The sequence below is a fragment of the Streptomyces albipurpureus genome, assembly GCF_023701525.1.
In the GTDB taxonomy this organism is placed as follows: domain Bacteria; phylum Actinomycetota; class Actinomycetes; order Streptomycetales; family Streptomycetaceae; genus Streptomyces; species Streptomyces albipurpureus.
The window spans coordinates 133572-147535 of sequence record NZ_JAMQAW010000011.1 but is presented as its reverse complement, the minus strand read 5'-3'; the positions used below and the strand labels follow the sequence as shown (position 1 = coordinate 147535).

The 13964-nt window shown below is 69.7% G+C and carries 11 protein-coding genes; 9 read left to right on the top strand and 2 right to left on the bottom strand.

Translation table 11 applies throughout. The annotated features are described in order from the left end of the window. The first annotated feature begins 372 nt into the window (after positions 1-372). Entirely contained in the window at positions 373-546 is a 174-nt protein-coding gene (locus tag NBG84_RS14860; protein ID WP_250919901.1) for a hypothetical protein, read from the top strand. Positions 547-673: 127 nt separating this feature from the next. Here the strand turns inward: NBG84_RS14860 and NBG84_RS14855 are convergent, their stop codons facing one another. After that, a complete protein-coding gene (locus tag NBG84_RS14855; protein WP_250919900.1) occupies positions 674-2083 on the bottom strand; it encodes a lipase maturation factor family protein in 1410 nt (469 codons plus the stop codon). Between the two features lie 281 nt (positions 2084-2364). Between NBG84_RS14855 and NBG84_RS14850 the strand changes: the two genes are divergently transcribed. From NBG84_RS14850 to NBG84_RS14835, 4 genes are all read left to right on the top strand, one after another. Further along, positions 2365-3513: a DUF6777 domain-containing protein gene (locus tag NBG84_RS14850; RefSeq protein WP_250919899.1), complete on the top strand. Its 1149-nt coding sequence runs from the start codon at positions 2365-2367 to the stop codon at positions 3511-3513. A gap of 136 nt (positions 3514-3649) precedes the next feature. Continuing rightward, a complete protein-coding gene (locus NBG84_RS14845) occupies positions 3650-5722 on the top strand; it encodes a SpoIIE family protein phosphatase (RefSeq protein ID WP_250919898.1) in 2073 nt (690 codons plus the stop codon). 316 nt (positions 5723-6038) lie between these two features. Beyond that, positions 6039-7427, top strand: coding sequence for a wax ester/triacylglycerol synthase family O-acyltransferase (locus NBG84_RS14840; RefSeq protein WP_250919897.1), 1389 nt, complete (start codon positions 6039-6041; stop codon positions 7425-7427). A gap of 265 nt (positions 7428-7692) precedes the next feature. Then, the gene (locus NBG84_RS14835) at positions 7693-8553 is read left to right on the top strand and encodes an Fpg/Nei family DNA glycosylase (RefSeq protein WP_250919896.1); all 861 of its coding nucleotides are present in this window, start codon (positions 7693-7695) and stop codon (positions 8551-8553) included. 57 nt (positions 8554-8610) lie between these two features. On the opposite strand, the gene NBG84_RS14830 is transcribed toward NBG84_RS14835, so the two are convergent. Further along, positions 8611-9282, bottom strand: coding sequence for an anti-sigma factor (locus NBG84_RS14830; protein ID WP_250919895.1), 672 nt, complete (start codon positions 9280-9282; stop codon positions 8611-8613). Between the two features lie 213 nt (positions 9283-9495). Between NBG84_RS14830 and NBG84_RS14825 the strand changes: the two genes are divergently transcribed. From NBG84_RS14825 to NBG84_RS14810, 4 genes are all read left to right on the top strand, one after another. Next, positions 9496-10293, top strand: coding sequence for a LytR/AlgR family response regulator transcription factor (locus NBG84_RS14825; RefSeq protein WP_250919894.1), 798 nt, complete (start codon positions 9496-9498; stop codon positions 10291-10293). 116 nt (positions 10294-10409) lie between these two features. Then, positions 10410-10796: a hypothetical protein gene (locus NBG84_RS14820; protein ID WP_250919893.1), complete on the top strand. Its 387-nt coding sequence runs from the start codon at positions 10410-10412 to the stop codon at positions 10794-10796. 16 nt (positions 10797-10812) lie between these two features. Further along, positions 10813-12570, top strand: a complete 1758-nt coding sequence (locus NBG84_RS14815) for a sodium/solute symporter (protein WP_250919892.1) — start codon at positions 10813-10815, stop codon at positions 12568-12570. Then, complete coding sequence (locus tag NBG84_RS14810) at positions 12567-13787, top strand: sensor histidine kinase (RefSeq protein ID WP_250919891.1); 1221 nt, start codon at positions 12567-12569, stop codon at positions 13785-13787. Before NBG84_RS14815 ends, NBG84_RS14810 begins: the two co-directional genes overlap by 4 nt. Positions 13788-13964: the final 177 nt, after the last annotated feature.

Genomic DNA, 13964 nt, shown 5'->3' with positions numbered 1-13964 from the left:
GGCGGACCAGACCGCTTTTCACTCCACTGGCCGAGCCGTCCCGTCGGGCGTTCGGCCGGACGGCGGTGCCGTCCCTACTGGCCGGCGAGGCCTCGGTTACTCCATCCGGGTTTTAGTGCGGAACGACAAGATGACTGCAAGTTCCCTACCCGTATGGTTTGTTGGCCTGAAATGAGGAGTTTGATGAGCCCTATCGAGCGGCGTTTCGCTCATTTGGTTACTCTGATGGGCATGGACGCCACCAGTGGGCTCACAAAAGCCCCTTGACCGTCCTGGGACAGGTCTGCAACCAGGCCGCGGTCCCGCCCAAGTGCCGGCGCCACCGCGACCGAACCGCCCCCGTCCCAGTTACGCGACACAGAGGAGTGCGCGGTGACATCTGATCTGAAGAATTCCGACAAGAGACCGCCGGAACGAACAGGCGAGCGAGCAGTGCGGCCCGGTGAACTCGGCAGCCTGGAAGTCTGGGCCCGATCCGCCCCCATCCGGCTTGCCGGGTACGAAGACGACCTCGCGGAGCCGCATATCCTGCCCAGCATCGACTGAGTGGATCGCCCCGCACTCCTGGTGCCCCCTGCCGCTGGCAGGGGGCACCAGCGGTGTGTCAGGGACCTACCCGACGTGCGGACAGCGTGGGTTTCGCTCTGAGTCACCTCGGGGGCTCACTCCGTGGTCATCCCAGCCGGGTGGGCCGCAGATACTCCCGTACGAAGTCCCGTTGCCACCAGGCACCGGTGGCCCGGCGCTCCTGCCGGGTGGTGAAGCGGTAGCGATAGAGCCGGGCGCGGACGTATGCGGGCGGCTCGTCGGGGAAGGGGTTGTGGCCCAGCAACCGCAGAGTGTCCCGATCGCCCGCGAGCAGCCGCTCCACCAGGGGACCGAACCAGGAGCGGGCGTAGACGGGGGAGAGGGCGGCGAACCACAGCATCCAGTCGAGCCGCAGATGGTAGGGGGCGAACTGGCGCGGTAGCCGCCGAGGGTCAGTGGGCTTGCCCCGGAAGCCGTACTCCCGCCAGAGCGTGCCGTGCGCAAGCTCCGTATCGGCCGTGCCCTCCACCACCAACTCATGGCGCACCCGCCCCACTGTGCCAAAGGCACCATAGGCGTTGACCAGGTGGAAGGGGTCGTACGACCGATTCATCTGCTGCCGTCGGGAGAGTAGATTGCGCGCCGGACGGTAGCTGAGGACCACCAGCAGCGCGGCGACGGCGACCACCGTGATCTCGTACCAGAGCGGGGAGTCAGGCAGCGGGGCGGGCGGGCCGGTGATCAGCGAGCCGTCCACCGCGATCAGCGCGAGTGCGATGGTCAGCCAGTTCAGCCAGGCGAAGTTTCCGGACAGGAGCAGCCATAGCTGGGTGGCCGCCATGGCGAGGGCGGCGATGGTCGCCAGAGGCTGGGGGGTGAAGAGCAGGAAGGGCAGCAGCAACTGGGCCAGGTGGTTCGCCGCCACCTCCACCCGGTGCAGGGGACGCGGTAGCCGATGGAAGTACCAGCTCAGCGGACCGGGCATCGGCTGGGTCTCATGGTGGTAGTAGAGGCAGGTCAGATCCCGCCAACAGCGATCCCCCCGCAGCTTGATGAGCCCCGCGCCGAACTCCACCCGAAACAGCACCCACCGCAGCAGGAAGAGGATGAGCACGGGCGGTCCGGTCTGCTCATTGCCGAGGAAGACCGCGAGGAAGCCGGTCTCCAGCAGGAGGGATTCCCAACCGAAGCCGTACCAGGTCTGACCGACGTTGACGATCGACAGATACAGCGCCCACAGCACCGCCCACCAGGCCATCGCCACCGCGAGCGGAAGGCGGTCCGCCGCGCCCGCGACCAGCGCGGCGGAGAGGGCCACACCGGTCCAGGCGCAGAGCGCGAACAACCGGTCGGAGAAGCGGAGCCGAAAGAGACTCGGAGCGTCACGCCAGGAAGTGTCCCGGATATGGGCCCCCGCCGGGAGCATCCCCCGCTCGCCGATCAGCGCCCGGAACTGGCGGGCCGCGGTGAGGAACGCGACCAGGTACACAGCGGCCAGTACCCGCTGGAAGACCAGTCGGCTCCACCAGTAGTCACCCTCGACGAACCACTCCATCGCCTTCAGTATCGGCCCCGGGCGCCCATGGAGTGGGCCGCCGCTCGGGTCCATCGGCTCAATGAGCGAACCTCCGCGCTGAACGGGCCCGGCCACCTCGGTGTTTCCCCACCTGTGAGCTGCGGCGGTCTTCGCGGTTCATCGGCGAGCGCGAAGGCATCTCCTTGACCGGTCATCAGCTCGGACGGCGGGGCTCGCGCACCCGATGGACGCGCTCCAGTAGCGCGTGGGCCCGGAGTCCGGCAGTACTGGTGAAACAGCTGAGGGCTAAAAGGCGGGAGATGTCTGTGCGTCCCATGCGTCGTCGGTGGTCCGTGGCCGTCGCCCTGTCCGTTTCCTTGTCTTTCGGGCTGCTGGCCGGCTGTGGTGGGGACACGATCGCCGCGGCGGAGCCCGATGAGGAAGTGCTCCTCCAGGGAGCCACCGCCCGCGGCCCCGACCCCTATACGGATTCGACGGCGCGCGCGATCACCTCGCCGGCACCACAGCCCCCCGCGCCCAGGGGCGGCGCCAGCGGAACCCGGCTCAGGGGGCAGACCCTGCGCACTCTCTCGGGCGCCACGCCCGGTCTCTACGGCGGTATCCACACCATCGGCAACTGCGATGCCGCCCGGCAGACCACCCTCCTGCACGGCAACCAGGCGAAGGCTCAGTCCTGGGCCCGAGGCGCCGGGATCTCCCGGACGCGACTGCCGGGCTTTATGAGTGAACTCACCCCCGTGGTACTGCGGGCGGACACCCGGGTCACCAGCCATGGCTACCGGGGCGGCGCTGCGGTCGGCTACCAGGCCGTACTCCAGGCGGGGACCGCCGTACTGGTCGACCGGCACGGCATCCCACGCGTCCGCTGCGCCTGCGGTAATCCCCTGCGCCCCCCGATCGCCGCCAAGGGGGCGGTGGTGCACAAGGGGCGGGCCTGGGCCGGCTATGAGCCCGATCGGGTGGTGGTGGTGAAACCGGCCGCGCAGGCCGCCGCCAGCCTGGTCATCGTCGATGTGGTGACCAGTACCTGGATCGACCGGAAGACGGGGAGCGACGGTGAGTGGGACAAGCCCCCCAAGGTGCTGCCTCCTGTCGCCCCGGACGACATCTACACCTATCCGCCCACGCCCGATCCCTCGGATTCGCAGTCCCCCGAAGAGCCGGGGGACCCCACCCCCTCCGCCGACGACACGCTCCCCGGCGAACCGACGGTCACCGACTGCCCGGTGGTTCCCGACACCCTGGAGCAGGTGGCCCCCGAGACCCCGCTCGACTGCCCGGATCAGCAGCCGTCCGATCCGGGCCAGATTCCCGACGAGGAGCCGAGCGAGGCCGTTCCCCCGCCCGCCGACCCCGGCGTTCCTTCCGGCGAAGGTGTTGATCCCGCCGATCCGGATTCGCTTCTCCCGGTGGAGGAGCCGGTCGCGGCGGACACTTTCGTGGGCTGAGGGGAATCCGCCGGACCAGCCCGTACCCTTCTCCACGGCTCGCCCGGGCAGAACACGTTCAGTTGAGACGAGCGGATGCGTTCCCCGAATAGTTCGATAGGTCGAAAAATCCGATAAATGATGACAGAGTGGCTCCATGGTTGATCGGGCAGCGGGTGCCCTGTCGCTTCCCGACGACTGGCCGGTCGGCCCTGGTCTGAGCCTGTCCATCAACGACATGGGCAGCTTTGACTGGGACCTGGCCAGCGGGCTGATGCACTTGGACGAATCCGCGCTCCAGGTGCTTGAACTGCTGCCCGGTGAGTACGACGGCTACCGAGTGAGCCTCACCGCCCGGATGCCGCCCGGGGACGCCGCCCGGCTGGACTCACTGGTGGCCCAGGCGCTCAAGAACGGAAGCGGGCACTACAGCGCGTACTTCCGTATCCGTCGTCGGGACGGCGGTCTGCGCTGGACCCACAGCAAGGGGTGCGTACGCCGCGACGGGACCGGTCGCCCCCAGCGGATCATCGGAATCGTCCGTGACGCCACGGAAGAACTGGCCGACTCATCGCCCCGGATGGGGATCGACGCCCAGCGCAAACGGCAGACCAGCGTCGTCGAGTCCACCACCGCGGCACTCGCCCACGCCAGAACCGTGCGGGACGTCATCGATGTCCTCACCGATTCCCATGGCCTGGAGCACTTCGACGCGGCCAGCCTGGTGCTGGGGCTGCTGGAATCGGGCGGCAGGATCCATCTGGTCGCCGAGGGACCGACGCACGCGTTCATCCCCGGCACCCGGTGGACCCGGGTGGAGGACGCCTACCCGATGAGTGAGGTGGTGCGGACCCTGACACCGCGCTTCATCGAATCCCAACAGGACTTCGCCGACTCCTATCCGATTCTCTGGCCACACCTCAACGGGCTCGGCATCGAATCCGCCGCGTATCTGCCCCTGATCGCCCAAGGGCGCCCGATCGGCGCCCTCGGCCTGCTCTACAACGACCGCACCGGCTTCAGCTCCGAGGACCGCAATGTACTGGTCGCCCTCGGCAGCAGCATCGCCCAGAGCGTCCAACGCGCGGTCCTCTACGACCAGGAACACGACCTGGCCGAAGGGCTCCAGCAGGCCATGCTGCCGCGCCGGATCCCCGATGTGCCCGGTGCGCAGATCGCGGTGCGCTATCGATCGGCCCGCATCGGCCGGGACATCGGTGGCGACTGGTACGACATCATCGCCCTGCCCGGCGGCAGGGTCGGTGCGGTCATCGGCGACGTCCAGGGCCATGACACCGACGCGGCCGCCGTCATGGGGCAACTGCGGATCGTCCTGCGCGCCTACGCGGCCGAAGGGCACACCCCGGCCACGGTGATGGCCCGCGCCTCGGTCTTCCTCCATGAGCTGGACACGGACCGGTTCGCCACCTGCCTCTACGCGGAAACGGACCTCGCCACGGGGGTGGTGCAGGTGGTGCGCGCCGGTCATATCGATCCGCTGCTGCGTGACACCGACGGCAGTTGCCGCAGACTTCCCGTGGAGGGCGGGCTGCCGCTGGGGCTCTCAGCCGAGTTCGGTCGGCTCGCGTACCCGGTCAGCACCGTCGAGTTGGACCCCGGCCAGACGCTCGTCCTCTACACCGACGGCCTCGTCGAGCAGCCGGGGACCGATCTCGATGACGGGATGCAGATGCTGACCGCCCTGGTGCGCAACGGGCCGCGCGATCTCCATCTGCTGGCCGACCACCTCTGCGAGGTCGTGGACGAGCGCGGCGGTGAGGACGATGTGGCGATCCTGCTCCTGCGCCGCAAGGGACCGGTCGCTCCGCGGTCGGGCGGACGGCTGCACCAGCATGTGGCGCAGAACGACCCCGAGGCACTGCGTTCAGCCCGCCATATGGTCCTGTCCGCGGTACGGGCGTGGGGTGCGCGGGGCCGCGCCGACGAGATCGAACTCGCCGCCGATGAGTTGATCACCAATGCGCTGATGCACACCGATGGGGGAGCGATCGTGACCGTCCGGGTGCTTCTGGGCCCGGAGCGACGGCTGCGGGTGGAGGTTGAGGACCGGTCCAGCGCACTGCCACGGAGGCGGGAAGCCGGGATGTCGGGGGTCTCCGGACGGGGACTGCTCCTGGTGGACCAACTGGCGGATGTCTGGGGCGTGGAAGCGCGCGGGACGGGCAAATGCGTGTGGTGTGAGTTCACCGTGCCGGATCGATCGGACTGAGGTCTCCGCGGCCGGTGCCTTCACCGCCCCCGGTCGCCGAGAGGCCCCACCGGGGGGCGGGCGGACCGGCCCCATCCGTCGATCGGTGGGAGCTGCCGGACCGGCGGGGGCTGGGCCGGAGGGTCTGATAGGCCAGATGGGCCGGGTGGACCAGGTCGGACGGCGAACTCGGAGAATCGGATGTTAACTGTCCGTGAACTGATCGTACTTGACCGTAACCGAGCGAAGGCGATTGACTTTGATTGGCCGGCAATGTCTGCGACTCTCCGTCGCTCCTGGGCTTCGTCGGACTTCCTTCTAGAACATTGAGGACACCGTGAGCAGCGAGCTTCTCGCCCCCCTCGACCTGGCGTTCTGGCACCTTGAGTCCGTAGGTCACCCCATGCACCTCGGCGCGCTCGCCCTCTTCGCCCCCGCCGAGGGCGAGCGGCGCCACGGGGGGCCGCTCGACGAGGCCGTACTGGAACTGCTGGCCACCCGGGCCGCCGCCATCAGACGACTGCGCATGCGGGTCCAGGACGTCCTCGTCCCCGTGGGCGGGGCGGTCTGGGCGGCGGACAAGGACTTCGACGTGCGACGGCATGTCCACCACATCCGTCTGCCCGGGGGCGACTTCGCGGCCGGGGCCACCGCGATCGCCGGTGAGCTCATGGAACGCCCCCTGGAACGAGGACTTCCGCCCTGGGAGATGTACCTCCTCACCCAGCAGCCGGATGGACCGTTCGCGGTGCTGGTGAAACTCCACCACGCGCTCGCGGACGGCATGCGCGCGGTCGCCATCGGCGCCGGAATCTTCGATGAGATCGCCGGCGCCCGCGGAATGCGTGCCCGGCAGGTGGGACCCTCCCCCGTACGGCCGTGGTTCGCCGATCCCGCCAGGCTGGTCGACTTCGCCCGCAACCGCATCGACGATCTGGGGCGTGCGGTGGGCGTCAGCGCCTCCGTCGTACGAGCGAGCCGCTTCGACCCGCGCGGACTGTCCGCGCTCGCGGCAGGCTCCAGCGGCACCCGGCGGCTCGGCACCGTCGTCTTCGACCTGGAAGCGGTCCGCGGCATCCGTCGGGAGACGGGCGGCACGGCGAACGACGTACTGCTGGCGATCGTCGCCGGTGGGCTACGCCGCTGGGCGCACCAGCGCGGCGAACAACTCCCCGCCACCGGCCCGCGGGCCCTGGTCCCGGTCTCCCGCCGCCGCCCGGGCAGTGCACCGGGGTCGGGCAACAAGCTCTCGGCCTACCTTCTGGAACTGCCGGTCGGCGAGCCCGATCCACGGCTGCGGCTGGCCGCGGTCCGCACGGCCATGGACCGCAACAAGGCCGCGGGCCCCTCCAGGGGAGCCGGCGCACTGGCCGTACTCGCCGACCAACTACCCCCGCTGGCACATCGCTTCGGCGCCCCGCTGGCCCAGGGAGCGGCCAGAATGCTCTTTGACGTCCTGGTGACCAGTGTGCCGCTGCCACGGTCAGCCCTCTCGTTGGGCGGCTGCCCGCTCCAGGAGATCTATCCCATGGCCCCGCTGCCCCGCGGCCAATCGTTGGCGATCGCCCTCACCACCTACGGTGGCAAGATCCATGTGGGGCTGGTCGCCGATGGGAAGGCCGTCCCGGACCTCGACCGGCTGGCGGAAGGCTTGCGGGAGGAACTCGCGGAGCTGCTGGAACTGGTCCCCTCGAATGCCGCTTCGCCCGTGTCACCGGCCGGCTGAGCGGGCGGTGGGCGGGGCAGCCGTGTGGATCACCGGCCGGTACTGCCCCGCTCGTCGTTCGCCACCGCGCCCGGCGTCGCGTCAGCCGGTCAGACCCCGGGACCTCGGCGCGTTCGGCTCCCAGAACCCCGCAGGAGGGCCTGGTCCGCCCAGGGGGCTCGCAGGCCCGAGGCGGAAGCCCGCGGTGCTCCATGGTCATCAGCCGTGCACGGTCGCCACAACCCCTGGAACTGCGCTCTTCAGCGCACTGCGGCACCCTGGAGCCATGCCCGAACTTCCCGAAGTGGAATCCCTCAGGGGGTTTCTCGACGACCATCTCACCGGAGAGCGGATCGCCCGGGTCCTACCGCTGGCCATCAATGTCCTCAAAACCTATGACCCGCCCCTGAGCGCGATCGAGGGCGCCGAGGTCACCGCCGTCGGACGGCACGGCAAATGGCTCGACATCAGTGTGGGCCAACTGCATCTGGTCCTCCATCTGGCCCGTGCCGGCTGGCTGCGCTGGCAGGACGAGTTCCCCGCGAGCCCACCGCGCCCCGGTAAGGGGCCGTTGGCCCTGCGCACTGTTGTGGCGGCGGGCGGCGGCTTCGACCTCACTGAGGCGGGCACCACCAAACGCCTTGCCGTCCATCTGGTGCACGACCCCGCGGAGGTGCCCGCCATCGCCCGACTCGGCCCCGACCCGCTCGCCGCCGACTTCGACCGCGCGGCCTTCGCGGCGCTGCTCGCCGGGGAGCGCCGACAGATCAAGGGCGCCCTGCGCGATCAGAACCTGATCGCCGGTATCGGCAACGCCTACAGCGACGAGATTCTGCACGCGGCGAAGATGTCTCCCTTCCAACTGGTGCACCGGCTCGGCGAGGACGGGATCAGCACCCTCTACGAGGCTCTTCGCACCACCCTCGGGGACGCCGTAGAGCGTGCCCGTCCGGTTGCCGCGGGACGGCTCAAGGCGGAGAAGAAGAGCGGGCTCAGAGTCCATGGCCGTACCGGCGAGCCCTGCCCGGTCTGCGGGGACACCATCCGGCAGGTGTCCTTCAGCGATTCCTCGCTCCAGTACTGCCCCACCTGTCAGACGGGCGGCAAGCCACTCGCCGACCGGCGGCTCTCCCGGCTCCTCAAATAGACGACGAACCAGCACGGAACGGCAGGGTCACCGAGGGCGCCCCGATCAGGCGCGGTCTCAGCCCCCGAGCGTGACCAGGGTGACCCCCTCGTGGTCGCGGATCTCCCAACGCCCGATCAGCTCGCCCGGCAGCGCCGTACCACCTTCGATGTCCAGCGGCTCCGCCCGACCGGACGCCAAGGTCGCGTGCCCTGCGGCGGGCACCCGCCAACTCAGCACCGGACGCTCCACCCCGTCGACGCCGATCACCACGAGCCGGCAGTAACCGGGGCCCGCGAGCCCGCTGACCCGCATCGCCACCGCCGTACCCCAGGCTCGATCCTCCACCACCGCCGATGCGGTGACACCCGACCTGGCATCGGTCGACGTCACCTGTAACCCCAGGACGGCCGGCTCCTGACCGCCGCGGACCGACACCACGGCCGCGGGCAGCGCGACGATCAGTGCGACCGCGGCCGCGACCAGTGCCAACCGCCTGCGCCTGCCGCGGCGCAGGATGAGTGCCACATCCCGGGTCAGCCGGTTCAAGAGCCGAGGCGATACCTCGACCATCGGCCCACCCGAACCGTTCATGCTCGCCATCGCGGCGGCGACCGCCGTCAAACCGGACAGCTCCAGGGCGCAGAACAGGCAGTCGGCGAGATGGTCCTCGAACCGGTACGCATCACCGGGTTCCAATACGCCCAGCGCATAGGCCGCCACATCCTGATGGCGTTCCTGGATGCTCATGGGCCCCTCGATTCCTGCCGTACGTGTGGTGCGATCGGACACCGTTCCATACGCATCGGACACCCGCCGTGCTCAACCGCTCGCACGGCAGTGACGATCTCATTGCGCACGGTGAGCCCCGGCGCCGGTGATCCCCAAGGGCCGCGCCGGGACTTCCGGCCCGGTCGTACCACCCCTGCTCCAACCGTCGGGCAAGGCCCTAGACTCCGGACCATGCTGCGTGCACTGGCCGTCGACGACGAGAGACCAGCACTGGAGGAGCTGCTGTACCTGCTCCGCTCGGACCCCAACATCACCAGCGCCGAGGGAGCCACCGACGCCACCGGTGCACTACGCCGCATCAGCCGCGCACTGGATGCCGGCCCCGACGACGGCGAGGGGATCGACGTCGTCTTCCTCGACATCCACATGGCGGGACTGACCGGACTCGATGTCGCGAAACTGCTCGCCAGTTTCGCCCGCCCCCCGCTCATCGTGTTCGTCACCGCGCACGAGGGCTTCGCCGTCCAGGCCTTTGACCTCAAGGCCGTCGACTACGTCCTGAAACCGGTACGCCGGGAACGACTCGCCGAAGCCGTGCGGCGCGTCCGTGAACAGGCCACCCAGGCCACTCCCGCGGCCAACCTCCTCGCTGCGCCCGCCCCCGTACAGAGCAGTTCCGACCAGATCCCGGTGGAGCTGGGCGGTGTCACCCGATTCATCCAGATCAATGACATCGCCTACGCCGAAGCCCAGGGCGACTACGCCCGGCTGCACACCGATGACGGCAGCCATCTGGTGCGCATTCCGCTCTCCACCCTGGAGGAGCGCTGGGCATCCCGGGGCTTTGTCCGCATCCACCGCAGCCATCTCGTCTCCCTCTCCCGCATCGACGAACTGCGCCTGGACGCCGGCGCGACCACCGTACGGGTCGGTACGGCCGAACTCGCCGTGAGCCGCCGACACGCCCGCCAACTCCGGGATCTGCTGATGCAGCCCGCCCGTGACCCCGGCGAACGACCGCGCCCCTGACTGCCGAAGAAGCGGACCCACCGCCTCTGGCCAGCTCGTCTACCGTCCGAAATCGGCTCTGCGTAGACTCCACAACTCCGCAGAGAGTTCACCCACAGACGCTGGAGCGGACGGCCATGTCGGCAGAGCAACGCCCCCGCCGCGAGGTGGTCACCGGGGTCCCCCGCAGCGCCAGAAGAGCACCCAGCCATACCCACGCCCGGTCCGAGATCAGCGAGCACACCACCCTGGGAGCCACCTATGTACGCTCCCTCATGCGCAGCCAACTGCGCGCCGCCTTGATGGCGTTGGGCGCGCTCGCCTTCTTCGTCGGCACCCTTCCCCTCTTCTTCGCGCTGCCCGCCGCCCTTGACCATGACCCGCTCTCGCCCGGCCCCTTCGTCTGGGCGGCCCTGGGCATCGCGGTGCACCCGGTGATGTGGCTCATCGCGCGCTGGTACGTGCGCCGCGCCGAAAGCAATGAGCAGGACTTCCTCAGGCTCGTCGAAGGACGTGAATCGTGACTGTGGGGCAACGCCGGTGAACCAGGCGTACGCGGTGACCGCCGTCACCGTCGTGGTACTCGCAACACTGCTGATCGGCGGCCTCGGACTGCGGATATCCCGCACCACATCCGACTTCTACGTAGCCTCCAGGACGGTCAACCCGGGACTCAACGCGGCAGCCATCAGCGGCGAGTACCTCTCCGCCGCCTCCTTCCTCGGGATCGCCGGCCTGATACTCCTGCAAGGTCCGGAGATGCTCTGGTACCCGGTCGGCTACACGGCCGGATATCTCGTCCTCCTCGTGCTGGTCGCGGCGCCGTTGCGGCGCTCCGGGGCGTACACCCTCTCCGACTTCGCCGAGGCCCGGCTGGAATCAGCGGCCGTACGCAGGCTCGCCAGCCTCTTTGTCGTCGGCATCGGCTGGCTCTATCTCCTGCCCCAACTCCAGGGGGCGGGGCTGACCTTGGAAATACTCACCGGCGCGCCCGGTTGGGCCGGCGGGCTCATTGTCGCCGTCGTCGTCGCCGGCGCGGTCGCGGCCGGCGGAATGCGCAGCATCACCTTCGTCCAGGCCTTTCAGTACTGGCTCAAACTCACCGCGCTCCTGGTCCCGGCGCTCTTCCTGCTCGCGGCCTGGGTCGGCGATGACGCCCCCAGAGCCCGCTTTGACGCCCCGGCCGTGCTGCGCGAACACACCGTGGTGCGCCTCGACGACACCGTACGCATGGAACTGGCCAAACCCCTGACCATCACCGTGACCGGTGAGGTCGACGGCCGATCCCATCGGAACCGGACCCTCACCCTCGACGAAGGGGCCCACCGCATGGAGAAGGGCACCAGACTCAGCCTCGCCAGGGGGACGGAGATACCCGAGCGGGTCTCATCGGGCTCCGATCCCGCCAGTTGGTCCCAGCCGCTCTCCGGTGGGCGGTACGGCTTCCACCTCTACGCCACCTACGGCCTGATCCTCGCCACCTTCCTCGGCACGATGGGCCTGCCCCATGTCGCCGTGCGGTTCTACACCAGCCCCGACGGACGCGCCGCCCGCCGCACCACACTGGTGGTGCTCGGGCTCGTCGGCGCCTTCTACCTACTGCCCCCGGTCTATGGCGCCCTCGGCCGGATCTACGCCCCCGAACTCGCCCTCACCGGTGACGCGGACGCCGCCGTCCTCGTCCTACCGGATCGCATCATCGGCGGGGTGGCCGGTGATCTACTCGGCGCGTTACTGGCCGGTGGAGCCTTCGCCGCCTTCCTGTCCACCGCATCCGGACTGACGATGTCCGTGGCAGGCGTCATCTCACAGGACGTACTTCCGTCCCGAGGCGTACGGCACTTCAGGCTCGCGACCCTGCTCGCCATCGCCGTTCCGGCCGTGGTGAGCATGCTCACCACCCATGTACCCGTCGCCGATGCGGTGGGACTCGCCTTCGCCGTCTCGGCATCGTCCTTCTGCCCCCTGCTCGTCCTCGGCATCTGGTGGCGCGGACTCACCCCACCCGGGGCGGTTGCCGGACTGGTCATCGGAGGCGGCTCCGCGCTCACCGCCGTCATGGCGACCCGGGCGGGCCTCGCCCCCCTGGGCTGGGCCAACACCCTGATGGCCTGGCCCGCGGTGTGGTCGGTGCCGCTGGGCTTCCTCACCATGACGGTCGTCTCCCTGGCCACCCCGCGGCACATACCCGCCGGAGCGACCGCGATGCTCGCCCGGCTCCATCTGCCCGAGGACCTGGCGGCCCGCACTTCGGACGATCTGACCGCCCGACCGCAAGGAGAAGGAACAGAGCGATGACCGGTACGGGAATGGCCGCCCTGGCGGCGGCGGGGGCCGTGCTCCTCCTGGCGGGCATCGTCATCGGACGGCTCACCCCCCGCCGTAGCACCAGACCCGATCTCGACCTCGGCACACCCGTCGAACGGGCCACCTTCCACACCCTGCACACCGCATCGCTCGCCGCGCCCCCGCTGCGGGCGGGGCTGACCGAGGAGACCGCCCGCAAGGCCGTCAAACGGCTGCGTTCCCTGCTGGGGACCGAGGCGCTGTGCCTCACCGACCGCGAGCGGGTGCTGGCCTGGGACGGGCCGGGCGGTGACCACCACGAGCGACGGGTGATGGGGCATGTCACGGCCATGCTCGACTCGGGGCGCAGTCGCTGTGTCCACACCGAGTGCGTCGAGCTGCACTGCCCCCTGCGTTGGGCCGTCATCGCCCCCCTGACGGATGAGGAAGGGGTGCTCGGCGCGCTGGTCGCCTATGGATCGCGCGAGTCGGCCGTCCTGGTACGGGCGGCCACCGAGGTCGCCCGCTGGGTCTCCGTACAGCTGGAGCTCGCGGAACTCGACCGCTCACGGACCCGGCTGATCGAGGCAGAGATCCGTGCCCTACGCGCCCAGATATCCCCGCACTTCATCTTCAACTCGCTCGCCGCGATCGCTTCGTTCGTCCGTACTGACCCGGCGCGGGCGCGCGAACTGCTGCTGGAGTTCGCCGACTTCACCCGGTACTCCTTCCGGCGGCACGGTGAGTTCACCACGCTCGCCGACGAACTGCGCTCGATCGAGCAGTATCTGGCTCTCGCCGGCGCCCGCTTCGGCGACCGGCTGAAGGTGACCCTCCAAGTGGCGCCGGAGGTGCTGCCGGTGGCGCTGCCCTTCCTCTGTCTCCAACCGCTCGTGGAGAACGCGGTGAAGCACGGGGTCGAGGACTCGACCCAGGAATGCCGGGTGACCATCGCGGCTCAGGACGCCGGGGCCGAGGCCATGGTGACGATCGAGGACGACGGGGTCGGAATGGACCCGGCCGAGCTGCGCCGCATTCTGGCGGGGGAGCGGACCGGATCAGCGGGCATCGGGCTGTGCAATGTGGACGAGCGGCTGCGCCAGGTCTACGGGGACGAGTACGGGCTTGTCATCGAGACGGCGGTGGGCGCGGGAATGAAGATCACCGTCCGGATTCCCAAGTACCGGGCGGGAGTTCATTCGTCCCCCGGCCATCGCATCACCGGTTGAACCCGCCCGGCGACGCGTCCGGCCGCGGCCCGTCGCGCGCCGAGGGTCGCGGGCCCTGGATCGGGGCCGCCGGGGACAGCCGCGGGCAGCTGCTTCCTCTCCGGTCCGCAGGTGCCGATCGCGGCGCCCGCCGCGATGGGAAGCAGGGCGCCAGGCCCGCACGGGGTGATGCGGCCC